30 protein-coding genes and 2 tRNA genes are annotated in these 21,700 nt (G+C 43.4%); 2 read left to right on the forward strand and 30 right to left on the reverse strand.

The genetic code is table 11. The annotated features are described in order from the left end of the window. Positions 1-15: 15 nt before the first annotated feature. The 6 genes from B5D35_RS15740 to B5D35_RS15765 all read right to left on the reverse strand — a co-directional run bounded on the left by B5D35_RS15740 (position 16) and on the right by B5D35_RS15765 (position 3,117). Positions 16-219, reverse strand: a complete 204-nt coding sequence (locus tag B5D35_RS15740) for a hypothetical protein (protein ID WP_078753498.1) — start codon at positions 217-219, stop codon at positions 16-18. A 12-nt stretch (positions 220-231) separates the two neighbouring features. Then, complete coding sequence (locus tag B5D35_RS15745; RefSeq protein WP_078753499.1) at positions 232-699, reverse strand: hypothetical protein; 468 nt, start codon at positions 697-699, stop codon at positions 232-234. A gap of 142 nt (positions 700-841) precedes the next feature. Then, positions 842-1,351 carry an XkdF-like putative serine protease domain-containing protein gene (locus B5D35_RS15750; protein WP_078753500.1) on the reverse strand — a complete coding sequence of 170 codons (510 nt, stop codon included), beginning with the start codon at positions 1,349-1,351 and terminating at the stop codon, positions 842-844. Continuing rightward, on the reverse strand, positions 1,351-1,887 hold the full coding sequence (locus B5D35_RS15755) for a hypothetical protein (RefSeq protein WP_078753501.1): 537 nt from the start codon (positions 1,885-1,887) through the stop codon (positions 1,351-1,353). Before B5D35_RS15755 ends, B5D35_RS15750 begins: the two co-directional genes overlap by 1 nt. A 12-nt stretch (positions 1,888-1,899) precedes the next feature. Next, entirely contained in the window at positions 1,900-2,568 is a 669-nt protein-coding gene (locus tag B5D35_RS15760; protein WP_078753502.1) for a tyrosine-type recombinase/integrase, read from the reverse strand. Positions 2,569-2,658: 90 nt separating this feature from the next. Then, entirely contained in the window at positions 2,659-3,117 is a 459-nt protein-coding gene (locus B5D35_RS15765) for a hypothetical protein (RefSeq protein WP_078753503.1), read from the reverse strand. A gap of 230 nt (positions 3,118-3,347) precedes the next feature. Between B5D35_RS15765 and B5D35_RS15770 the strand changes: the two genes are divergently transcribed. Continuing rightward, entirely contained in the window at positions 3,348-3,572 is a 225-nt protein-coding gene (locus tag B5D35_RS15770) for a hypothetical protein (protein ID WP_078753504.1), read from the forward strand. 298 nt (positions 3,573-3,870) lie between these two features. Here the strand turns inward: B5D35_RS15770 and B5D35_RS24355 are convergent, their stop codons facing one another. From B5D35_RS24355 to B5D35_RS15880, 22 genes are all read right to left on the reverse strand, one after another. Then, a complete protein-coding gene (locus B5D35_RS24355; protein WP_157828394.1) occupies positions 3,871-4,041 on the reverse strand; it encodes a hypothetical protein in 171 nt (56 codons plus the stop codon). Between the two features lie 55 nt (positions 4,042-4,096). Then, positions 4,097-4,546, reverse strand: coding sequence for a hypothetical protein (locus tag B5D35_RS15780; RefSeq protein WP_078753506.1), 450 nt, complete (start codon positions 4,544-4,546; stop codon positions 4,097-4,099). Between the two features lie 1,462 nt (positions 4,547-6,008). After that, positions 6,009-6,443, reverse strand: coding sequence for a hypothetical protein (locus tag B5D35_RS15785; protein WP_139367785.1), 435 nt, complete (start codon positions 6,441-6,443; stop codon positions 6,009-6,011). Continuing rightward, positions 6,397-6,801: a hypothetical protein gene (locus tag B5D35_RS15790; RefSeq protein WP_078753508.1), complete on the reverse strand. Its 405-nt coding sequence runs from the start codon at positions 6,799-6,801 to the stop codon at positions 6,397-6,399. The genes B5D35_RS15785 and B5D35_RS15790 overlap by 47 nt, the downstream gene beginning before the upstream one ends. 75 nt (positions 6,802-6,876) lie before the next feature. After that, positions 6,877-7,074: a hypothetical protein gene (locus B5D35_RS15795; RefSeq protein WP_078753509.1), complete on the reverse strand. Its 198-nt coding sequence runs from the start codon at positions 7,072-7,074 to the stop codon at positions 6,877-6,879. Then, positions 7,071-7,391 carry a hypothetical protein gene (locus B5D35_RS15800; RefSeq protein WP_078753510.1) on the reverse strand — a complete coding sequence of 107 codons (321 nt, stop codon included), beginning with the start codon at positions 7,389-7,391 and terminating at the stop codon, positions 7,071-7,073. Before B5D35_RS15800 ends, B5D35_RS15795 begins: the two co-directional genes overlap by 4 nt. 26 nt (positions 7,392-7,417) lie before the next feature. After that, positions 7,418-9,454, reverse strand: coding sequence for a hypothetical protein (locus tag B5D35_RS15805; protein WP_078753511.1), 2,037 nt, complete (start codon positions 9,452-9,454; stop codon positions 7,418-7,420). A 34-nt stretch (positions 9,455-9,488) separates the two neighbouring features. Then, entirely contained in the window at positions 9,489-10,424 is a 936-nt protein-coding gene (locus B5D35_RS15810; RefSeq protein WP_139367786.1) for a hypothetical protein, read from the reverse strand. Positions 10,425-10,534: 110 nt separating this feature from the next. Further along, positions 10,535-12,043, reverse strand: coding sequence for a phage portal protein family protein (locus tag B5D35_RS15815; protein ID WP_078753513.1), 1,509 nt, complete (start codon positions 12,041-12,043; stop codon positions 10,535-10,537). Between the two features lie 2 nt (positions 12,044-12,045). Further along, a complete protein-coding gene (locus B5D35_RS15820) occupies positions 12,046-12,408 on the reverse strand; it encodes a hypothetical protein (RefSeq protein ID WP_078753514.1) in 363 nt (120 codons plus the stop codon). Position 12,409: 1 nt separating this feature from the next. After that, positions 12,410-12,835 carry a hypothetical protein gene (locus B5D35_RS15825; RefSeq protein ID WP_078753515.1) on the reverse strand — a complete coding sequence of 142 codons (426 nt, stop codon included), beginning with the start codon at positions 12,833-12,835 and terminating at the stop codon, positions 12,410-12,412. Position 12,836: 1 nt separating this feature from the next. After that, positions 12,837-13,142, reverse strand: coding sequence for a hypothetical protein (locus tag B5D35_RS15830; RefSeq protein ID WP_078753516.1), 306 nt, complete (start codon positions 13,140-13,142; stop codon positions 12,837-12,839). A gap of 198 nt (positions 13,143-13,340) precedes the next feature. Continuing rightward, a tRNA-Arg gene (locus tag B5D35_RS15835) sits at positions 13,341-13,417 on the reverse strand. 1 nt (position 13,418) lies between these two features. Continuing rightward, positions 13,419-13,493: transfer RNA gene (locus tag B5D35_RS15840), tRNA-Ile, on the reverse strand. A gap of 663 nt (positions 13,494-14,156) precedes the next feature. Continuing rightward, positions 14,157-14,522, reverse strand: coding sequence for a hypothetical protein (locus B5D35_RS15845; protein WP_078753517.1), 366 nt, complete (start codon positions 14,520-14,522; stop codon positions 14,157-14,159). A gap of 129 nt (positions 14,523-14,651) precedes the next feature. Further along, positions 14,652-15,251 (reverse strand): hypothetical protein, encoded by a 600-nt coding sequence (locus B5D35_RS15850; protein WP_078753518.1) that lies wholly within the window; start codon positions 15,249-15,251, stop codon positions 14,652-14,654. A gap of 171 nt (positions 15,252-15,422) precedes the next feature. Continuing rightward, positions 15,423-15,890, reverse strand: a complete 468-nt coding sequence (locus B5D35_RS15855) for a hypothetical protein (RefSeq protein WP_078753519.1) — start codon at positions 15,888-15,890, stop codon at positions 15,423-15,425. A gap of 277 nt (positions 15,891-16,167) precedes the next feature. Next, positions 16,168-16,362, reverse strand: coding sequence for a hypothetical protein (locus tag B5D35_RS15860; RefSeq protein ID WP_078753520.1), 195 nt, complete (start codon positions 16,360-16,362; stop codon positions 16,168-16,170). Between the two features lie 89 nt (positions 16,363-16,451). Beyond that, positions 16,452-17,207 carry a hypothetical protein gene (locus B5D35_RS15865; RefSeq protein WP_170915200.1) on the reverse strand — a complete coding sequence of 252 codons (756 nt, stop codon included), beginning with the start codon at positions 17,205-17,207 and terminating at the stop codon, positions 16,452-16,454. A gap of 266 nt (positions 17,208-17,473) precedes the next feature. Then, positions 17,474-18,136, reverse strand: coding sequence for a hypothetical protein (locus B5D35_RS15870; RefSeq protein WP_078753522.1), 663 nt, complete (start codon positions 18,134-18,136; stop codon positions 17,474-17,476). Positions 18,137-18,206: 70 nt separating this feature from the next. Next, on the reverse strand, positions 18,207-18,428 hold the full coding sequence (locus B5D35_RS15875) for a hypothetical protein (RefSeq protein ID WP_078753523.1): 222 nt from the start codon (positions 18,426-18,428) through the stop codon (positions 18,207-18,209). Then, positions 18,418-18,612 carry a hypothetical protein gene (locus tag B5D35_RS15880; RefSeq protein WP_078753524.1) on the reverse strand — a complete coding sequence of 65 codons (195 nt, stop codon included), beginning with the start codon at positions 18,610-18,612 and terminating at the stop codon, positions 18,418-18,420. Before B5D35_RS15880 ends, B5D35_RS15875 begins: the two co-directional genes overlap by 11 nt. A gap of 264 nt (positions 18,613-18,876) precedes the next feature. On the opposite strand from B5D35_RS15880, the gene B5D35_RS15885 reads away from it, so the two are divergent. Next, positions 18,877-19,293: a hypothetical protein gene (locus B5D35_RS15885; RefSeq protein WP_078753525.1), complete on the forward strand. Its 417-nt coding sequence runs from the start codon at positions 18,877-18,879 to the stop codon at positions 19,291-19,293. A gap of 124 nt (positions 19,294-19,417) precedes the next feature. Here the strand turns inward: B5D35_RS15885 and B5D35_RS15890 are convergent, their stop codons facing one another. Both B5D35_RS15890 and B5D35_RS15895 read right to left on the reverse strand, forming a co-directional pair. After that, positions 19,418-21,178: a hypothetical protein gene (locus B5D35_RS15890; protein WP_139367787.1), complete on the reverse strand. Its 1,761-nt coding sequence runs from the start codon at positions 21,176-21,178 to the stop codon at positions 19,418-19,420. Positions 21,179-21,438: 260 nt separating this feature from the next. After that, a partial coding sequence (locus B5D35_RS15895) for an ATP-binding protein (protein WP_170915201.1) occupies positions 21,439-21,700 on the reverse strand: 262 nt, incomplete at its 5' end.

A 21,700-nucleotide genomic window follows, 5' to 3' on the forward strand; every position in this document is an offset into this window, starting at 1 on the left:
CACCAAATTTGAATGTTAAGGAGTTGGAGCGGCTGTCATTGGCGTGATGTACAAACCATTTGATGTAATGATTGATTCAGAAAATGAATCCACTGATGCGAAATACATTCTGTTGGTCTCCTTGATGAAGGTTCGGTCTCCATCAAGGAAGTTAGATGCAACCGCATCAGCGATAGTGTCAAAGCGGTCGCGTTGCACTTGGGTTTGTTGTAGAGGCACTTTGGTTAGTCCTTAAAATTTAAGGCCGATTTCTGCGAGTTCGCGGGGGCACACACCAGTCTCTCCGTAGAACTCGTTGAATACGGCGGTGTTAACATCGAGCCAGTTCTTTGTTGCGGTCAGGAACGAGTGGCGTTGAGCCAGAGATGATAAGTCACCCCAATCTTTGCTGAAGGTGAAGACAGTCTTGATGATTTCAAACGCTTCTTGTGGGGTGTGTTTGATTGTGGACAGATCACCCTTCAACTCCAGAATGTCTGTGTCGAGGGTGCCGACATCAACGGACAATCTGTAGTACTCCGTCTGTAGATCATTAAGATTGTCGAGTGGAATGTTGTTCAGAACGCCGTGGCGACGAATATCATCGATCTGCTGGACACGCGCACGCTTATGATTGGCATCAGTAGTTTTGAACTCGATCTGCTCACGAAGGAACTTGGACGCAGCTGGATGGGTTACTTTTGTGTAATCGAAAGTCATTTGTAAAATCCTCTTTAAAATGAACCCACCCCTGTCATCAGGCATAGGTATAGTGTGGGGAGAAAATGAACCCCCTAAGTGGTTGTTTTTATTGATGGTTGTTTTTGCGGAATTTCTGCTGGAGATTCTTTGACGGCTGGATTTAGCTGTAGCGAGCTTTTAGATATTGCTTCTTCTCAGACTCACGGATCTGAGTACGGACGATGGGCTTCGGTTTGCCCATTTCTTGTGATAGCTTCTCAGCCAGCTCATCAATTTCGTCTTCATTGAGAGCCACATGAATTTCACACGACTTGAACATCTGAATATTGGACTTGGTGATGGTCTTGCCATCCGACACCTTAAACTCGTGGATGACATTATCAGCAAGCAGGTCTTCAAGCAGGTCTTCGTCATAGACGCGAACTGTTTGTAACCAACTACCAGCCTTGATGGCGTTACCGTTCCAATCAACATCGTCTGGAATGATGTAGTTCTCGACAATCTCTGCAATTACCATTGCATCGTCAGCATCGTCGCCACCGAGAGGAATGTACATACCGTCACCAGTCTTGAACTTGTCTTGGTACTCACGACAGGCTGTATGAATCTCATCTACGGTGATGTCTTCGTTGGGCATCATTACGACGCCTGTTACTTCATGTTGAATCATTATGTTGCTACTCCGGTTTCGATATCGTTGCGTAATTTGAAAACTACGTCAGGAATCTCTGTGACTTCATCAACCCAATCAGGCATCGACACTTTGTCGGTCGGTTCTGTGGTCTGAACCCACATTCCTTTTGTGCCACCATTCTCTTCCCATGATTCGTAATATTCTTCGATTGCATGCTTGATATCGGTGACATACCAGTTGCCGTGACTGTCTTTATACTTCTTGACGTGCCACACATCGCGAGTCTTACGAAGGCGTTCGCCGATAGTGCTGATGTTCATATTTCGAACAACAACGAAGTGACCGCTTTGCGTGAAGTATTTCACGAAGGCTTGATGTTCGAAGATGTGATACTTCAGGGTTGGTACTACTTTATTTCTGTTTGGACGGTCTATCGGGAAGAAGTATGACGCCTCACTCACGCCACCATCACTGGTGCTTTGGACTCTGATACCGCGCTCACCTCGAAGTAGCTTTCGTCCGTCTTGCGCGAGGTATTCCAAACCATCTACTGTTTCAGTTAACCATGTCATTGGGGATGATCCTTATGCGAAAATATCTGCACGCGCGAGCGCACGACTATCTGTTCTTTGTGATGGGTCAGTTAGCTCACCGCTCATCATTCTTTGGTTATCAAGCACCATTGCTTGGTTGATGTATTTTCTTGAACCCGTATACACCTGAGTTTGTTTCTCAGAATTGTGATTCAACATCTCTTTAATTTCAGATGATGAAGCACCCATTGCCCAGAATGAAAGTGCTGCACTTTTACGAAGACTGTGAGTACCAACATTCTGTTCTATACCCAGCTCATCTGCTGCGTTCTTCATATTTTCCCAAACCGATTTACGTGTCAGAGGCTTCGCGGCTTTTGCACCACCAATGAATACAAACGGAGATAATGGGAATTCGGCAATATGAGCGCGTAGACGTTCAGCAGTATCACCAACCAATACTTTCTGGTATTGCACCTTATTAGTTTTGGTTTCTGTGATGTCATTTAGAATGATGGTCTCACCATCGTCATTAATGTCGGATTTCTTGAGATTCAGGATATCCTGACAACGTAGGCCAAGATCATTTGCCACCCTAATATAAACAGCACGACTTTTCGCGCCAGTCTTTCCACGGTTTGATACCGTGTGAATATTACTGTCAAAAATAGAAATCAGTTTATTTCGAAGTGATACTGATGGGATAGCTTCAACAATCATTAGGGTGACTCCTCTTATTAACGAGGGTCAATTATAGCTCGGTCAAACAATAGCCCAAAGCGAAAAGTTACTTTGGGGAAATGCTTGAGATTAAGACATCGCTTTAATAATAGCGGCAGTTCTAACCTTAATTACATCTTGTTCAATTCGCACCATCATGTCTTTCCACTCGCTCTCAGGCATACTATCAGTATTGATGAATGAGAACGCACCAATTGTGAATTGTGCCTTTTGCAGCGAATCAACTTCGGCCTGTAGACAATTAATTGCTGATTGGAGTGAGTCGACTTTATTTTGAATCACTTCAATATCGTCGGTTGATTTGATTAACAACTGAATTGCATTCGTCTGATGTCGAAAATCTTCTTCGGTGGTGCCATCACCATATATTGTTTTCAGCGCAATGGCTTGATCATCTGTGATTGACCCTTCGACAAATGCACACCATATTGGAGTTCCCTGACGAATTCCACCTTGTACAAGGTGAGCGCGTTGTTGTTGTTGACGTTCTTCTTGCGTTAATATTGTTCGAAACATATTATTTCTCATCTCTCTCTTCGTTGAATGTGGTTATAGCCTAATTGTTTCCCAATAGGCTATACTTCGATTTGTTATTTGAGCCCCGACAACTTCCTTGCCTAGTGTCGGGGCTTTTTGCGTTCTGGAATTCGCGGTATAATAACTGCTTCGACTAACCCCTTGAGGCTCCAACCAATACAGGGTTAGTCGACACTGGAATCCTCGATAGTGATTCCTAACGCACATTAAGGATTATAAAGATGATGCGTAAACAATTCATAGACGTTGTATTTCCAGACGGAGCAGTTATTTGTGTTCCAATCACAGCCAACACTAAAGAGGAGGCAGAGCAAAAGGCATCAGATAATTACGATAAGCTGCATGACGCCCACTTATCTCGCCCACTGTCTGCAATGATTAAGATGAAAGGGACAAAGAATAAGCGTGGCGTTCCAACTGGATTATATATTCGCCTACCAACCTAATTGTATTTGGGCAAAGGAATGCCCATTACAATCATTCACTGATCCTCCCATACAACAACAGCCAATTATGTCTGACATCCAATCCGTGACACTGTTCTAGCGACAACCCCACCCTTTCTCTAATCCCCACCCAGAAATTATTGATTGGTGCGAGGTATGGAATCAGCACTGGGCAATTCCAGAAGCAGAACACAGCTGTTATCCGAATCAGTTCTAGTGATGCTATTGCTATCACAATAATGGCAATAGCAATTTGAATGATTTCCATTGGTATCACCTCTTCTTTATCTTTGTCTTATTAATTCACGGTCGAGCCTAGTGCGGTGAGCAAACCTGTCATACCTGCTATGCAAGTAGCAATCATCACAGATGTTCCCACGAATGTTTTGGCTAACACCATATTATCTGCCGTTGCGCTTTTCAGTTCTTCGTTGATTGCGTTGCTTCCTGAGTTCTTTGTTACGTTCACGTTGTGTATCTTCCATATGTTGAGTGGTGTGTTTCATCAGGTCTATTCCTAATCATTATTCGATGTAAATAAAGTCTTGGGCTGTATCGCACCACACTCGGTGGATTGCGGTCGTTTGTTTCGGTGCACCGTGCTTCTTGTTGAGACGTTCCACGTTTCGGGTGTAATCGGAAGCGGCCTTCTCTGCCTGTGACTCTGCTGACAGTTGGCGGTGTTTTGTTTTCCCTTCGGCGTGCTCGCGCATTTCTTCGTCGCTGAACACCATTCCTTGCTTAATTGCGCATGGCGCAAAGGTATCTTGACACTGGGACTGACCCGAGACCTTCTTGTTGACTCTCATTGCGCGACCAAAGCGACTGTCTGGGAACATACTGGCTTGTGTGTCAGCCAATGATTTCGCTGAATCTATATCACGTTGAATGCGACCACCGTTCTTTAGGTGTTCAAGCTCTGCATCTGTGATGTGTTGTCTTTTATCTGTGATGGTGTCTTGATGTATTGTCATATGTGGTGTCACCTATGTTGTGTATCTGGGGGCTAATCGTGGCGTGTGCGGACTAATGGGGGGTGCACCGTTGGTGCTGGAATACCAGAGGATAATGGTGGTGGTCGGGAATACCAGAGGATATCTGGGACTCGACCAAAGGTCGGGACTATCTGTCGTAGACAATCTGGGGGTGCACCGTTGGTGCTGGAATAATGGTGGTGGTGCTAGAATATAATTTTTGAAAATAAAATTTTGAAAAATTAAATATGTGTGTGTCGAAAAGTCTATATGGCACCACACAATTCTTGATTCAAAGTCACTCCCCCCCCCTATCGTCTCGCTTCTCAGTTTGTCCAACAGAGAGACCCATCCGTTATTTAATTCTATCGACCACCAGCATTGATAATTGCAACAGAGACAGCCCATGTCAGATGCGGCCTATATGTTGATGACAATCACCCACACATATAAGTGATTATGAATGTGGCCTGAGTGATGGAGATTATGTGACGGGAGAATTGCCCTAAAGTAATGACTCTCTCCTAAAGTAACTTTCTGTAGTATTGATTACTTAAAGAGAATCATTATCATTATCATCCATTGCCCATATCGACGTCTTGATTTGGGGGTGGCATATCCTGTCTGACCTGTCTCATAGGTATAGTGGTCTATGCAAGATAGTATGGTATGGCTCATAAGTGGCAGTCCAACCAGTGCCAACCTGTCTAATTTAGGAGTGGTCGTTAGGGTTGTTCCAGTCCAACCTGAAGCAAACTGTCTAAAATGGGACAGGATTCTTCGCTAAGTCGTTGATTCTTTGTAGTCGGACAGTTATTCCCTAGTTGATCTAGAGCCATTCGGAGAGTAAGCCGCACCAGACAGATTAGTGTTGAATTGGTGTCATTAGTGGCAGATTTTCCTGTCTCTTTAGAGATTGTTGAGAGACATTGTGTGGGAATTGTCGTCAGCCACACAAATCAGACATTCAATCCTCAAATTGTGAATTACACAGCCAGATTGTCCATGATGGTCGTCAGCAGAGGGATCAGAGAAACGAGAGAAATTCTTATTGTCTTGAGTAGGAAATAAAGAGCCAAGCAAGTGATGTCAATGAAGTATATTGTAGATCAGGTCATTCATCAGTCTATTCATATATCATCAGTAATGTTACCTATGATAGAGCATTGATTGCTTCATATCAGGTGTATATCATTATTGTTGATGATGCATACGGATAAAGACGAGGAATGTTGACTTGACGAGGGTCAGGACGAATTGATGGGAGAGAGGAATTCTTCAGTTATTGGAAGAATAAATTCTGTCAGGTGGCCTGAAAAGTTCCAACAAAATAATTGTCGATGACAATGTCGAGATGTCCAGCCACCACACAATGTTGAGTCCAATGAGGGACAGTCCGATTGACATTGTGTGGGAAAACATATCATCACATAATCACTGTTCGTCCATCATTGTGAATCAATCACAGGGTGAACATCGACATCTCACCAAAGCTATTCATACCAATATCATCATCAAGATACATAGCAGACATATCCATTGCACCACCACCAGTGGATTCCTGTGGCGAACGTAGGCCTCTCACCTGCAATATGAATTGATAGACTGTGAGGTCGAAGCCATAACGATCAACCATACGCATGTTGGCCAGCTCACCAATTGTCATTGGATGTTCATCATTCTCATGACGTTTTATGGTGCAATGATGTAATTTGGGATTGGGGAGTGCATCACAGATGATGTTGAGCACCGAACCAATCTTCTTACTGTCATCATACAGGAGATTGAGATTATCGATTGTGAAGCCACGTTCGTGGAGTGCGGAATGTAGACTTCCGTCTTCCAATATCTCACTGATCTGTGGTGGAGTGAACTCTATCGAAGTTGAACGGGTCAAGGCTGGATTGCGCTTTGGTGCCTTTGGCTTGATCACCTTTGGCTTCGGTGGACGACCTGCCTTTCGACCCGTCGGGACATGTTTGTAACGTTTCTTTCTTGGTGCCATTGTCTGATTCCTCGATTTCTTCAGTGATGTCGATTTTGTCTAGTAAGGATTCAAGAGACTTATCATTATCAGGAGTGTCATTAGTGGGAGGCAATAAATTTGTCTCTTTCGTGTTGACAAAGAATCTGGCTAGTGAATCAGCCAACTTCAAGTCATCAGCACATACTGGATGACCACTCTCAAACTTCTTGAATATCGCTTCAGCGCGAGCGGAGAGATACGCCAGACTCTTTTCTTTGATGTTTGCCATCTTTGTTATCCTCCTTGTTCTTGGACTTCTTATGCTTGGGCTTGATGAAGTGGGACAACTTTAGAGAATGAGTCATTAATGCATCCCCTCAGATTGGAAGCGTCCATCGATACGATATGCATCACAAACGCAAATAGTTGCGTGTGAAAGTGTCATTGCACCCGTGAGGTCTTCACGAACAATATCAACGGCTAGGTCAATCACTTCTTGTCGAATGAGAGATGGCACATTGTTATTGTTCAAGACGTTCTCCGTCTTTTGGTCAAGCATCATTTGATATACTCCCTGAACAACGCATTGGCTGTGTCGAAATCATGTTCTAAACACAATGACATTAATGTTGGCAGCGATTCAGGTGATGGTTGTGATGCGACATTAGAGTGCATTACACACACCATCTTGAATGCAATCTTGGATTCTGGGGCATTAACATCGAATGTTGGTTCATCGTCTAGAAGTTCGTGCACTAGACTCATTACGGGTGTCTCAGCAAAGCCAAGAGATACTGCATATGAGTATTGATCGAGCACCTCAGCGAAACGGTCGAGAATATCAGTTGTGTTGACAGAGACTTTTTGTGGTTCAGTCATTTTTCGTTATCCTTTGATTGGGTAGATCAGCGAATCCGTTGACCTGCCAAAATTTCGTCTGAGTGTTGTTCGCCGTATGGGTCTATTGAGAAGTCAACATCATCCCACTCTTCCATCTCTTCAATGAACTCGGTGAGAGCAGATAGTGTTGATTGTTCTCCTTCAATTTCATCACGGTTGTATCGTAGCGTTGGGTCTACATCATCAAGTTCATATGCTTCGGCATCAAAGCCTGAGAAGTCAGATGTGCCGTTTAATAGGTCGGAGAAGAGGTAGTTGAAGCCTTGTGATATGGCATCAATAGAACCAGGACTCTTTTGACCCTTCTTGTTCGGATCCCAACTACACATCTCACCTTCAGCTGTTGGAAAGATTCCCACGTGGCTGATGCGATTATTGGCATACATAATTGAGACTGGACGAGCACGCTTTTCTTTACTGACGGCAGAATGTATCGGGTGCATTTCAATGAGGTGTTTGTATCTTCCATTATCTAGAAGATCAGTCATGCCCTCGAACATTGTTGAGCCTTGGTTAGACTCGTATACAATCTTCGAAGCCCCGTGTCGCAATGCCATTTCAACAGCCATTTTTAGCCATTCAGCGGGTTGTAGACCAGATGCATCATCAGTCCTGTCTTCAATCAGATAGCCTTTGGTTGTTGAGGTGTCGCCATAGGAACGACCGACAGCACATAGACCAACTGAATCGGCCTTTCTAGCTTTATTTGAGTTGGGTGATAATTTGTCACCAAACGCGGGGTCGATAGAGATTACAACTTCACGCATGGCATCACGAGCATATGCCCTGACCGGAAGACGATTTCGGTTGATGGTCTCTTTGTCCCAGAGCGCACCTTTGGAGTCAATCTGACGCCATGAACCATCTTCTAGAGCGACTCTCGACTGTTCACTGCCAGCACCAGCATCATATGAGTCTGGGATATGTTTGTTTTCGTCTAGTTTGCCGATCACGAAGGAGAATGAGTTAATTTTGTATTTGTATTTTCCATTCTTCTTTTTCTGTGGGTATTTGGCGCGGAGTTCTTCCTCGGTTTCAGCCCAATCCCATACACCGTCTTCAATCTTGGTGACAAAACGAACTACGCCAGATAGTTCCTCTTTGATGCATTCATCAGAATCAAGATAATTGCCCGACTCGAGAAACCCTTTCACCCACGAATCATGTTTAGGGTTCATGGTGGCAACAATGTTACACAAATCCATAAGGTCAAACGTGCTTCCATCGGGCAAAACTGTCTCACCTGACATACGAAGACGCGTGGTTAGATAGAGGTATTCCTCCATACCGATTTGGGTTAGTTCTTCCCAAACTATCGAACTCAGTTCTGAACCCTGATAGTTGGTCTCGCAGTTACCTTCATTGGCATGATCGAACGATATTGTCGAGTGGATCAACTTATCCTTCAGATCACCCTGTTGGTAGAACCTGAAGTCCTTGTTTGCGCGTTCCATCAAAATTTTGGACTTTTCGCCAGATGCTAGGTGGCGTGAGTGCTTTATGCCCTCTTTTCTGATGTATCTCACATCACGAGCAGAGTTACGGAGCACTAGAGTGTTCCAATCGAGAATTGGTAGCCACTTCATTGTCGAGAAGATTGCTAGTGCCGATTTCCCACCACCAGCTTGTCCACCATACCAAGTCGTGTGACACCTATTCTTGACACCGATTGGCTCATTCTTGAAATTGAAGACGGGAATGTTCATTTTTGCGAAGGCTAGTTGGCCTCCATCCAAAGGTGCAAGAACGGTAGTGTCTTTTGGCACAATTTTACGAATTGATTTCTCGTTGGCCTCAGTAGTCCAGACGATCATCAACTCACCCAATACTTGCGGATAATGGTTGAGTCGAGTGAAGCCGTCGTCGGTTTTACCTAGCGCCAGAATATTCTTGTATAGTCCAACGAACTCAACGAACTCTTTATGGTGTGATGATGGAATTTCGTCCTTCATTCGTTGCATGAAGAAGTAGCGAGTCAGTTTATTGTCAGCATATGGGTGAATGATGTCTTCCCATATTTCAGGTGTTAGTTTTATGGACATTGGGGTTTGTCTCCTCAACCCCAATGTGGGGCTATTATGTGAAATTGGTCTTCATGTTATTCGCGCCCTTGACGTCAACCTCACCATCAGGTGTCTTGACGTACATACGGAGCTGTGAACGGCACGGGTGAGGGGTATTACTCGGAGGATGAATGCTACCGTCAGGAAAGGCTTCACCGTATTTTCGGTGCTTACCAGAGTTCGACGCGCATGTTTCTGATTGAACGTTATCGTTAACACCAATCCATTCAGCCCATAACTCACCTTCAGGGAGCTTGCCCATTTTCTGTAGTGCCTTCACACCCGCACCTTTGGCAGCTTCTTTGGTGACCATCTTTGTTGTGATGACAATACGCTTGTTGAGTTGGTTCTTCTTGCGGCGTGTGGCCTCACGGACGATTTCGGCCTGTTTCTTGCCTTCTTCAACCAGTTTTGTCACGGCCTTACCAACTTGATTGGCTTGTTTACGAGTCAGACCAGCTACAGTGGCAACCATCAGCTTTGATCGCTCAACTACTGATTTGCCTAATTTCGCCAGTTTCGCGTTCAGAGTCTTAATCTGATGCCTAGTAGGGAGCTTATTGCGTAGATCACGCTCATATTTCCGCATTTCCCGTAAGATATCAGACTCTGCGGCGTCTTTGAGCACCTTTTGCGGGTACACCTTGTAGATATTTGCCAGAGTACCCACACCAGCCATAGCTTGCTTCTTGTATAAGAGAGCCAATACAGCGATAGCAGCGATTGCTTCTGCCCAGAGGTCTTCATCCTCAACCGTCTCCAAATACTGTTCTGGATCTGGGTGGTCATATACAGCCTCGATATCTTTGGCCATTGCTGACTCAAGATCACGCATACCACTAGCCACGGCGGCCTGTTCAGGATTTGAGTAATGTAGATTCAAAGGGTCTTGGACAGCAGCCTTGGATATCTTCTTTGCTTGATACTTGTCGAATTCTGTGATGAACATTAGTTGTTGTCCTTTTATTGTCATCATTTCTCATACAGTGGGATTGCATGAGAAATGAGCCTCTGTATCGTCTGTCTCCTCAAACTTTCGAGACAAAGGCATCATTTTAATTAGTGTGTCGGAATGACGTTAGACTGTTTGTTGTCTTCGAAGAATGTCCCCGCAGCAGCGATGGTATTTCTGAGCTGGGCTAGATCATCGACTTCTTGTTGAAGAGCAAGCATATCACCACCATATGGGTCGTAACCCTCAGTGTTGACAGGCATCTCTGCAAAACGATCAGACCACATAATAGGGTCAACAGTCGGAGCCGATTCAACATCCAAGGCTTCTCGTAGAGCATCCTCGAGAGATTCATCAGCAGTAAGTGCACCAGCAGTTAGTCCTGCATTGACAGTGTTGGAGTAAGCACCAGCATCCAGAGTCTTGCTCAGCTTGCTGAACTTGAATCGTGGGCGGTATTTACACTTGATGTTGTTAATGCGAAGAATCTTGTCAATCTCAACGTTGATGGTCTCAGCAACACAATCAAGAAGGATATCAAGGGAGCGGAAGAACATCTGAGCACGAACACCAGTTAGGTCTTCAGAACGGTCTGATGTGGCGATGAACGACGCACTTAGTGCATTCAAGGCTTTACCATCCCAGTAATCTACCGCCTTCAACACATTCTCAGCGTCGAAGTCAGGTCCACCAAGAAGTTCGATGTCAATCAGAGCATTGCCTTTGTCATCAGTGTCTGATGGAAGAAGTAAACCACTTTGATGGTTCTTCTTCAGTTGAGTGACAATCTTCTTAACGTAGGTAACAACTTCTTTCTGGTCTAGTGTTGCGCCCTTCCTCATAAAATCTTGAGGTAGGCGACCAACAGGGATACCAAGAAGGTTACGCTCAATGCCGACATTCATGATCTGGCTGACACGACGAGCATTTGACCAAGCTTCTGATGCACCAACTAGGATCGAACGACCGAACGGATTGCCGTCTGATGGGTTTGGACAGGCGTATGCAATACGTTGCCAAGGAATCATCATGCGATTACCTGAAAGGTCATTTTGCAGAATGCCAGTCGGTGCAGTACCGTTAGCACCAGCGTTCTCAAGACCTTCAAAGTTGTAGATGCTGCGAGTTGAGATGTTCACAAACGACTCAATGCCGATGTGGTAGTCTTCATACTCTGATGACCAACGTTGTGAGCCATCTCCGTCAACACCATCTTTACCAGCACGCACCTTGTAAACAGGACTATGGAATGATGAACCATCAACAAGGATATTCCACATAATCTGAGTCAGAAAGTGTCCGAAGCTGTGCGACATATCTGTGAATACGGACGCCACATATGCAGCGACCAAAGCGGCCTCTTCACTGCCATCTACTGGAGTGAAGTTATATTTTGCCGACTTCATCATATTTAGATAGGTGTGAATTGCACCCGATAAATTGCCGTCTCCGAGCATCTGTCGGAAGAAATAATATCGACGGTAGTTCGACATTAATCCGGGATTACGAAGTTCCTCATGGGATGTGACAATACCGTTGAAGACATTCAGATCCGAACTTGCGATGTCCTTAACTAGACGTTCTGGATCAAACGCCTCGTGGTTTGCTAGTGGCATCTTTAGCCTCCTTGAGTCTTCATCTTGTTGAGACGCATCTCGTTGTCGAGGCTCTTGGTAAACTGACGCATCTCAGCACGTAGGATAGGGTCTTTGACGCCTTCAAGTTGCTTTTCAATGCTCACGGGAACATCGCCAACAGGAGACATATCACCTTCGATTGCCGAGGTAGCTGAGCCGGAAACGTAGGGTTGACCGAGCATCACCTTGCCAGACGCGATCATCTGCTCTAGGAACATTTTTCGCTTTTTGAATGGCATCACAAGAAGTAGCTTATGCAGCTCTTCCATCTCGGATTCACAAGAGGTCTCTTCTGAGATATTGGTCGCGTAGCCGTTGGCTTGATCGATTTCAGGGTAGTCCATATTATTTAGCCCTCTTCATCTTGATTTCTTCTCGGGCTTCAGCACGTGCGATTGGTGAATTGACACCAGCAGCGACCTTTGTTTTCACAAGTTCTTGGAACTCAGCCTCAATCTTGTCGGCCTCAGACACCTCCGCGTCTGGATTCACAAACTCTTCATGTGGATGGGCAACAGCGTGCTGAACGAACATATCCTGATTGCCAAGGATGTTCTTCACTTTATTGGTGAATGAAACAATCACAGCGGCCTTCTCAACAGGCAACTCAGATAGTGCTTTTGCAACTTCTTTGAGTTCAGTTTCAGGAACAGAACTGCCGAGATTCTTGTGAAGAGTTTTCTCGATGGTTTTGATTTGTTTGCTTTTGATAATATTGTCAATCTGCATCACTTTCGCTTTGACGATATCGTGTTCGACTGGGACTGGCATGTTAGTCCTCCTGTTGTGTCAATATTGCAATTTGGGCTTCCGATGTTTTGTTCACTGCATGAAGAACATCGTTTCGTTCTTTCAGTGACTGAGCATCATCCTTCAGGGAGTCAACTAAGTTGTTAACCTCACAAAGTTGGAATTCGAGACGTTTGATGACGTCACACTTGATGTCAACTAGCTCACCCACTTCACGATTGTCTTGTTGAAGTTCATTTACTTGAGATTCAAGTGAGTGAATTTTATTGATGTAATCACCAACGAAGAATGATGTGATATACGCCCAGATTAGTTGTAAAAGATTCATGGTTGAGAGAGTCCTGAAATAAAAGAACACCCCGACCAAATAAAGACAATAGTGACTGTTCTGAAGTCATCAATGGGAGAATGGTCACGAGGACTCCTCACTTTGTCATTGGGCGGGGTGTTTTGGGAATATAGAAAGTGTTGTCCATTGTTTAGTGAAACCATCCCCATAGAAACACTAGGGACAACACTTTGGATGTGGCACGCCCTACAGGATTCGAACCTGTGACCCACGGCTTAGAAGGCCGTTGCTCTATCCAACTGAGCTAAGAGCGCATGGTGATCCCAACAGGGCTTGAACCTGTGACCAATGATTATGAGTCGAGTGCTCTACCAACTGAGCTATGGGACCATGAAGAAGAAATGCCGACAAAAATCAGCATTTTGATTAGCATTTTCACTGGAGAGAGAAAATGACACGTTTTAATTAGGTTGTCCGGTGGAGTCACATACCAGACTGAATGCCCTCATAGAGGATGCCGATGACATTCCTGTTCATCACATAACGAAAATGACAGAAACTCTGACATTACAACAAATTTGACCTTGAGCCATGCAGGTCGGACATGAGGCTTTTAGCCTGTGCGAACCAACCGCTTTTTAGCGGGACGTTGGTGATTCACAGCAATTCCCACACAAGGCGCACTCCTTTGGGTAGAGGAACTCTTGTGTAGAAAATAGGGTGCGGCGACACACAATAGGAGTAGAAAGTCGCCGCAAAATTCTCGGGGTGGGGCTATGGCAGGCCGCATATATTGAGGATCTAAATAAACAGGCCGTGGTTTAATTCGTGGCCTCACGAATCACTCAAATCCTTGAGCGCTCCAATTAGTGATGACAGTTAGACTCAGTCATCATGAGCCACATTGGGCGGCAATTGCGGGATTCCGGAGGAGAAATTGGACCACAAGAGAAAGAAAACACCTCAATGTATTAATTCGTCACCAAAATGAGTTTGGTAGAACTCATACACACCAAACTCTCCAAAGGCGATAGGAGGTTTTGGTGACGAAAATTAGATATTCTGATCAACGACCCATAGAGTCTGCAAAATCTCGAAAACATTCATCTTATGAACATCATCAATCTTCGACTTCAACACTACGTTGAATGCATCTATGTAGCTTTTCTTTGTACAGGCGTCATTAATGATAGCGATAACTTTCATACGCACATCAGCACAATCGATACTATCAATGAATTTGACTGCATTTTTATTCGCAAGAAACTCTGCACACTTTGGAATGAACAGGTCATGGTCTGATGGGTAATGTTTTATTGCGGTGTCATAAACCGCGTCCAAGTCTGAGAATATGATGTGAGGTATAATCCACATCATCATAGCTTTGACTTGGGAAATAGTTTTTTGGGCGACTGGCATTATGAGTCTCCTCTTAATTTGGTTTTCGTTTTTGAGGAGTGGTACCCCCTTTCCTTATAGGTCACCAAGAGCGGATATACTTTAGGTCGGTTTTAGAGGGCTGCGGGAATATATAACGGGAAGTATTTTCTATAAAGGGAAGTTTTTATCTTTGATTGCTGTGAATAGCTCCTTTGAAAATCTCAATTTACCAATAGATGGATGAACAAGATCACGGTGATTGCCTTTGATTGATTCGAAACCACACAATACTTTTGTTATTGCATTAATGGAATCATTGTTATTCACCACCATCAGAGACTTCTTGTGACGTCCGATTATTGTTTGTGGTATTCTTGATTGTGCCAACTTGAATATCGGAAGAAGCTTTCTGTGAGAAATATGGTCACCAAGTTCGAATGACGCACCTTCGATTGTGATGGTTAGGGACTGTGCGGTGACGAAATTGTGATCATCACCCAATATAATAATTCCGTCAGATCCGATTTTGGGTTTGGGATTATTGGAGGGTAATCCTATATGTGGGACTAGCCCTTCATATAGTTCTTTGTATTTTGATAGTTCTGACTGTAATTCAGAAATTGTGTGACGATCACGCTCAGCCTGATTGGTTAGCGCAATCTTCTCATTCATCAGCCCCATCACCTGATTGTTCAGTGACACCTCATTATGGTGTGGTTGGTTGTTGTCACCCACCTTTGATTTCAGGCTATCGAGTAGTGCATTCATAATTGTTCCCTCCTTATTTAATTATACCTGTTTCACAATCTTCAAGTTATGGTTCAGGTGGTGCGGTAAACCCACACTCCCACCACCTATAGTTGACTGACATATTTGGCACGCTAAGTCCCTGATTTTACAGCCTCACAATTTCACAGTTTTGCATTGGAGATCGTCTAATCACAGAGTGAAATTGGCGGTGTGAGAATTGGGCGTCCATGACCAGTACTGTGAAGACTTTCCATTGACCACCAGCAGCTCATCAAAATCACATGCATCCTGATTCGACGATTCTGACCACACGTAATTAAGAAACGGGTATCTCGGCTTCATCAGCCATAGAAACGCCCCAACCACCATATTCTTGTGAGAGTTTGCAATACGACAATTCGATAACTCTCTCACATACAGCCATATGGCAAGCTCAGCTTCAGTTGGACATTCACGCACCCAAGCCCAGCAATCGTGGGTTGTAATGTAGTGGCGAGTGAGTGGTCTGCCTCGTTTTCGTGCACACTCACGTCTGAAATCAGAGTGTGTATTTTTTAGGATCATCACTAGGTCTGATGAGGCCATACCGTCTCGAATGATGCGCTCACATATTCTGAAAACCGAGCGCATTGCTTTGTGGGTGTTGGTTGCTTTCATTAGATCGGCCTCCTCTTTGGTTAATCGTCTGACTGGATATGGTTTGTAGATTCACTTCGGTCGCTACCTGATTTTGGTTTCACCCCCCGCATCTTGTCTATCACTTCACTCCCCACACTAGCCATCAACGAAGCGTAGATATCAGATTTTGGAGCCTCGATAGGAGCAGACTTAATAGGTTCTGACTTCACAAGCGACGGATTGTCATCTGACTTCGATGCGTAGTGTGGGTTCTGCGTAGGTGGAGTTGGTCTTTCTAGTGGGGACGACGGTGGTTTTACTTTTTTGGTTCTGGAACAACCTCCACTTTCTTGCGTGGTGTTCGAGTGGCAGGTGCAGCGGCTGGTGTAGTTGACACACCCTTCAGAGCAAGCAACACCGCCTCTAGGCGACCTTCGGTTTGCTTTCGGTCATCTGCATTTTTTCTGACTTCAGCTTCGATCTCTGATAGCAGTTCATTGATTCGTGACATGTTGATTCCTATTTTGTTCAGACGTGATCAATTCTCCTTTGGTTAGGATTAGTGATCACGCGCTTTATTAGTTTTGTTCAGTGAGAAGGTTAACCGAAACGGATATCTACACCATATTCTTTGATCACTTCTATCTCAATCAGACACAAATCAGATTGGGATATTGGTGTAGTGGTGTATATGGCATCATGAAGTATTAGTTCGACGTCCGGTATGTATTTACCAGCAAGTTCCATAATCCACGCTTCGATATTCTGAAGTACACAAGCCAGTTTCTTAGACTTGGTGTCAGTTTCTTCGTGGAATACATTACCTGAATCAACCCAATATTGGATTATGTGTTCACTAGCAACGATCATGTCGTTCTTGTAAGACTTGACGAATGGGTGCTCATTGAACTTCTTAAGACATTCCGAACGCATAGTCTTGGTGAATATATGGTTCAACTTACTCAGATTGTTCAACGCGTTGATTGAGTCCTTCACTTCTTGTTCTGTTGAACCACAGTAAAGGGCAAGCTCCTTCCTCCATTGATCTTTGTTATCCACGTAGTTCTTTAGATTAGGCAGAACATCATCACCAACAATACTAAGAATGATGCTAGGATGGGCTGCATCTAAGTCATATTCATATTTGTCAGCCAGAAGTTCTTTTCTGAGCCATCTCGGAAGAGTTTGTAGATTACAATCGTGATTGGTGATATACCAACGACCATAGAGGTGCTTCTGATAAACAGATTCGATATGACCTTCGTGCACTAACAACCTGTCACTCAAGCTAGTTAGCAAAGACATATTCTGTAAGTCAGATATCATCTTAGCAGTCATCTTAGAATCAGGGTTCATACGTCGAGTCTTTCTGTGTTCGAATATCTTCGTATCCAACATAGTCATTACATCTTCTAGACGTGTTCTTGATATTGTTGTTGTTAGAGTCTTTGTTTCATCTAACCAACGTTCCCCGTCTCGCTTGTATTTCAAAGAGTCGAGATTCTCAGATTTAGAGATAGGATATATAGATATATCACCAAGCGGTTTGGTTTTAGAAAAATCCCTACTTTTGTCATTAGGTAGGGATTTTTCAGTTTTTAAACCGCTTGGTGTATATGTATCTATGTATCTATGTATCTATCGTAAAGAGAAAAACCAACACGATTGGAATGAACATAATCAGGGTTCTTAACAACACGACCAGACTTAACATATTTCTCAATCGACTTGATACTAACACCAAGTTTAGATGCCAATTCTGAATGTCGATTATATGTCTCGCCTGTCTTAGTATCCAACCACTTATCGACCTTGCCATGCTGACAAACAGATACCTTACCGAATCGACCAGACTCACGAAACCCGTGTGGGATATTCTTAACATGATTAGCATAACCAGCCACGAAATCCATCAATCGATATGCCATGTTATCTCTGATGTACCACTCGCGAGACTCACCGGAGTCCATATCATAAGTTCCAGTGGTGAACATAAACTTGCTAAGTAGGTGTTCAGGGTTCACCACCGCAGTATTACCGAGGAGGTCAGACTCTTTCCATCTAACTAATTTCTTTCTTGCTGCTTGCGTAAACAACTTGTCCAACCACATGTAGTCGAGTGACATTACATAACCATCACCATTTTTATCATGAGACATATGCTTATGACGGTTTGTCAGGAAACAATCTAGGATATATATAACACCCAACACATCACGGTGCGCTGCTTTGCTGAATTTGTTCTCAACAAGGTGTTGTTTAAATTCGGGTATGTGATGAAGCATAGAGTACTCACCAACTATCATAGAATGTCGTATGGCTAGTGTCTGTCCAAATTGTTTGTTACGACTTGGGTTATTTTGTGATGTGGCCTTTGCGACGTCTGATTTGTTTCTTGGCATTGTGTTTACCTTTCGCCCTTTCAGGGAATAGCACTTCTTCTGTGCGCTCGCCAGCTATTGCCGTGGCGGTGTCGGCTTCTAATACTTTCTGTTTGATTACTTGTTCGATGTATTCATCATCAAACCCTTTTGCTCGTAGTCGCTTTCGTAATGAGCAACGTTGTTTACTGTTCATTAAGCAACTCCTTCGCTTTTCGTTCACGGTATTCAGTGATGACATCTCTGCGCCACTTAATGTATTTCTTTCGGCTCATATTTGAGCGGTGGTTTGCCTTTACCTGTTCACGGTTTAGGTGTGAACGCTCGGCCTTGGTCAATGTGCCTAACGCTCGGTCGAGTTCGGGTCTTGTTAATGCCATTTGCTGACTCCTATTTTGTTGGCTTGGGTGGCTCGAAATATTTCCTCCCTCCCCACTACTAGGTACGCTTATAGATTTCCCTTTTAAATCAGCCACTTGCAAAGGGGTATTTTAGGGTCGTTTTCGGGGGTATTTTGATGGTGGAACTCCCCCTTTCCTAATAGGCTTAACGATAGAATCACCCAAATGAGAATCAATATCATTTACCGTTGTGTGGCTGACAGTTATGATCACACTACTGGGCATACATACAGGTAGATGAAGATGAAGGAATTTTTGAAGACATTCACGATTGAGCAACTGATGAGCTACGAGGCGAACGTATGCCACGTGGCTAGGGACTTATCGGGAGCGAGTGGCATTGGTGCATTCTCATGGAAAAACGCAGACGGCTTTCCGGTGATATTCACAGATAGTAGTGAGGTGTATTCGACTGAGAAATTTCATAATTTCTATTGTGAGGTTGAGTTGTCACTCAAGGTATTTGTTGCGGTGAGTAATTTGATGGTGAGCAACGCGATGGCGTGGAGATACTCGACCGCTCAAGAAAACCAGAAGAATGTGAATCAAGAGTTATGTGACCTATATTCGGAGATGTATCACTCACAAAGATATTGGGTGATGGATTCTGGGGTGTTCACAGATGATGAAATTGGTCAGATTCTGAAGGCAATCGACTAAATAACTCAACAAGGATGATGCCAACCAATTTGGTTGGCATTATTTGTGCGACCCATACACAATCTGACAGTTAACAATGAGTCGCACAACTTAATCGTACGCACTTCACTCGACCTACACACACTTAACTTCTGTTTGAATTAATTTCAAATCTCATATGCCTTAGTGAATCAGATTGGATCAAACCAATTTCCATAGAATACCTAAACTCGATTGCACCAGTTGTCTGATTATCATCACTAACTTTGAAGCTTGCATCTACAAACTTATCTTCTGCTAGTTTTTGAACCTTAATCGTGTCAAAAGCGTCTGAACTCAGTAATAGACACTCTTCGGATTTTGCGTTTAGGTAGTACACCTTACAAGTACCTATATGGCAAATATACTCACTACAATCTTTGGCTTCAAAATGTATGTTTAATTGGGGGAAAATATTCGCGTCATATTTCGCTTTTCTAAACATAGTTAACAGTTCATTGCTGCTGACAAACATTATAGGATTGTTAATAGAATCAATCATCACGCGTATGTCATCTAGTGCTCGTAAAGCAGACGTATAACTAAATTCATAAATAAATTCCGAGTTAAATATCTCGTTAAGTATCTGAAAAGATGCATTTCTATCAACAATGTCAGATTTAAAATCAAGGTCATTAATTGGTAGATTCGTCACGATCCCCTTAGACACCCCAGACTTATGGACACCAATCAATGATACTAACTTTTCTGCTTCGTTTGGGAGGGAATCGACTACTTCTAGTTTAAACAGAGACAACGGATATTTAAGTTCATTACAGAAAACATTAGAAGCCGCTCTAGAATAGGATGCTAGGATCGCATCATCAATTTCAGCGACTTTTACACTTTGAGTCTGATACTCTACAATTTCCGCTATAATTTCATTCAATGAACTTTTAAAATTCTGTATTAGTGTATGAGAATCATCATCACTATAAAGAAATGATTTTTTGAGATCGCTAGATAATTCAATCCAGTTTCGGAGTTCACTAATAATGCTTTCTCTATCTCTATATGTGAAAAGTCCTGATAGCAATACTGACATCAGTTCTGTCGATAAACCCCATTTATTGGACGAGAGACTGACACATATCTGAACATAATACACACTCATACCACTAAGGCTATTCCTTTCCGATGACATGTAAGTTCGGCCAGAAATCATCCGTTCTGCATTATCTCTTTTAATACGTTCTAATATGCCCAACAATTTTGAGCCATAGGAACTATTGTTGTTGTTGCTCTCATAGTCCTTTTGGCGGATAAAACCTTCTATAACCTTAGAAGCATTTTCGATTGAAGTTACATGCTCAATAGTACCAGTACTATGGATCCTTTCACCATTAAGTAACTTTGAGGCTAAATTGCGACAATACGGCATATCATCTAGTGGATTTTTTATTAGCTGAGCCACGGCTAACAATCTCAAATCCAAATTGAAATTTTCAAAACAAACTTTGATTGCCGATTCTTGACAATAGTCACTATCATTCAATACTAACATCCAAGAATTATCGGACTTATCCCTCTCGAGATAAGTGGGATTCAGGACTAATTTCTTCCACCTATAGTGAATATAACTATTACTATCCAAGGAGAATGCCGAAGTCCAATGGTTTAGCATATCAACACACCACTCTAATGCTGATGCATTTCTATATTTCAGAGTAGAAACCAACATCATCAATGTGAATTCCATGTGGTGTGTAGATGCTAAAAGATTAACATCATACGATGTCGGCTCTATCTCGTCAGGACATATTTGATATGACCAACCTTCCCAATGACCAACAAAATCTTTTAGTAAGTCCTCATAACTACTTTCCAGCCTCGTACTCTCAGATTTGTTATTGGCCTTCCACTCCATTAACATAAACCAACAGTCATAACTCCCTCGAAGCAGTGCATGGACTTCCGCCCTCACTGGCTCTGCTCTCCTGGAATAAATGGATCTGTATAGACGCAGCATATCCAAGAAAAACTTTTCATTGATATCAATTTTGTCAACTGAGAGTCTTGTTAATTTATAATACTCAGTTATAAACTCTTCTAAGTTGTCAACGCCGACTTAAAACTGATCCACTTAGCGACGCTATCGCCGAAGTAAAATTGACCCACCCATGGTAGTTATCCCTGCCTCTCCGATTCATTTTGTAGAACGGTTGGCACTGTCCCTAACGCCCTTTTCCCTTTTAGCCGATAACTCTCTCCACTTATCTGAATGATGTGAGAGTGATGAAGCAGTCGATCCAGCAGTGCAGCCGTGAGTGTGGTGTCATCAGCGAACGCATTTGACCATTGTGAGAACGGTAAATTGCTTGTGACAACCACGCTGCCCTGTTCATATCGTTTTGCGATGACATTGAAGAACAAGTTTGCTTCTTCTCTC

The sequence above is a fragment of the Enterovibrio nigricans DSM 22720 genome (genome assembly GCF_900167155.1).
In the GTDB taxonomy this organism is placed as follows: domain Bacteria; phylum Pseudomonadota; class Gammaproteobacteria; order Enterobacterales; family Vibrionaceae; genus Enterovibrio; species Enterovibrio nigricans.

What these genes read in the sequence shown, in the direction of transcription:
- B5D35_RS15795 (WP_078753509.1), bottom strand. Translation starts at nt 7,074, where the DNA reads ATGATGCTTGACCAAAAGACGGAGAACGTCTTGAACAATAACAATGTG.
- B5D35_RS15890 (WP_139367787.1), bottom strand. Translation starts at nt 21,178, where the DNA reads ATGGAGTGGAAGGCCAATAACAAATCTGAGAGTACGAGGCTGGAAAGT.
- B5D35_RS15885 (WP_078753525.1), top strand. Translation starts at nt 18,877, where the DNA reads ATGAAGGAATTTTTGAAGACATTCACGATTGAGCAACTGATGAGCTAC.
- B5D35_RS15755 (WP_078753501.1), bottom strand. Translation starts at nt 1,887, where the DNA reads ATGACATGGTTAACTGAAACAGTAGATGGTTTGGAATACCTCGCGCAA.
- B5D35_RS15800 (WP_078753510.1), bottom strand. Translation starts at nt 7,391, where the DNA reads ATGACTGAACCACAAAAAGTCTCTGTCAACACAACTGATATTCTCGAC.
- B5D35_RS15815 (WP_078753513.1), bottom strand. Translation starts at nt 12,043, where the DNA reads ATGCCACTAGCAAACCACGAGGCGTTTGATCCAGAACGTCTAGTTAAG.
- B5D35_RS15825 (WP_078753515.1), bottom strand. Translation starts at nt 12,835, where the DNA reads ATGCCAGTCCCAGTCGAACACGATATCGTCAAAGCGAAAGTGATGCAG.
- B5D35_RS15770 (WP_078753504.1), top strand. Translation starts at nt 3,348, where the DNA reads ATGATGCGTAAACAATTCATAGACGTTGTATTTCCAGACGGAGCAGTT.
- B5D35_RS15745 (WP_078753499.1), bottom strand. Translation starts at nt 699, where the DNA reads ATGACTTTCGATTACACAAAAGTAACCCATCCAGCTGCGTCCAAGTTC.
- B5D35_RS15750 (WP_078753500.1), bottom strand. Translation starts at nt 1,351, where the DNA reads ATGATTCAACATGAAGTAACAGGCGTCGTAATGATGCCCAACGAAGAC.
- B5D35_RS15790 (WP_078753508.1), bottom strand. Translation starts at nt 6,801, where the DNA reads ATGGCAAACATCAAAGAAAAGAGTCTGGCGTATCTCTCCGCTCGCGCT.
- B5D35_RS15845 (WP_078753517.1), bottom strand. Translation starts at nt 14,522, where the DNA reads ATGCCAGTCGCCCAAAAAACTATTTCCCAAGTCAAAGCTATGATGATG.
- B5D35_RS15820 (WP_078753514.1), bottom strand. Translation starts at nt 12,408, where the DNA reads ATGGACTACCCTGAAATCGATCAAGCCAACGGCTACGCGACCAATATC.
- B5D35_RS15860 (WP_078753520.1), bottom strand. Translation starts at nt 16,362, where the DNA reads ATGTCACGAATCAATGAACTGCTATCAGAGATCGAAGCTGAAGTCAGA.
- B5D35_RS15850 (WP_078753518.1), bottom strand. Translation starts at nt 15,251, where the DNA reads ATGAATGCACTACTCGATAGCCTGAAATCAAAGGTGGGTGACAACAAC.
- B5D35_RS15855 (WP_078753519.1), bottom strand. Translation starts at nt 15,890, where the DNA reads ATGAAAGCAACCAACACCCACAAAGCAATGCGCTCGGTTTTCAGAATA.
- B5D35_RS15870 (WP_078753522.1), bottom strand. Translation starts at nt 18,136, where the DNA reads ATGCTTCATCACATACCCGAATTTAAACAACACCTTGTTGAGAACAAA.
- B5D35_RS15765 (WP_078753503.1), bottom strand. Translation starts at nt 3,117, where the DNA reads ATGAGAAATAATATGTTTCGAACAATATTAACGCAAGAAGAACGTCAA.
- B5D35_RS15805 (WP_078753511.1), bottom strand. Translation starts at nt 9,454, where the DNA reads ATGTCCATAAAACTAACACCTGAAATATGGGAAGACATCATTCACCCA.
- B5D35_RS15780 (WP_078753506.1), bottom strand. Translation starts at nt 4,546, where the DNA reads ATGACAATACATCAAGACACCATCACAGATAAAAGACAACACATCACA.
- B5D35_RS15760 (WP_078753502.1), bottom strand. Translation starts at nt 2,568, where the DNA reads ATGATTGTTGAAGCTATCCCATCAGTATCACTTCGAAATAAACTGATT.
- B5D35_RS15810 (WP_139367786.1), bottom strand. Translation starts at nt 10,424, where the DNA reads ATGTTCATCACAGAATTCGACAAGTATCAAGCAAAGAAGATATCCAAG.
- B5D35_RS15865 (WP_170915200.1), bottom strand. Translation starts at nt 17,207, where the DNA reads ATGAACCCTGATTCTAAGATGACTGCTAAGATGATATCTGACTTACAG.
- B5D35_RS15875 (WP_078753523.1), bottom strand. Translation starts at nt 18,428, where the DNA reads ATGAACAGTAAACAACGTTGCTCATTACGAAAGCGACTACGAGCAAAA.
- B5D35_RS15830 (WP_078753516.1), bottom strand. Translation starts at nt 13,142, where the DNA reads ATGAATCTTTTACAACTAATCTGGGCGTATATCACATCATTCTTCGTT.
- B5D35_RS15880 (WP_078753524.1), bottom strand. Translation starts at nt 18,612, where the DNA reads ATGGCATTAACAAGACCCGAACTCGACCGAGCGTTAGGCACATTGACC.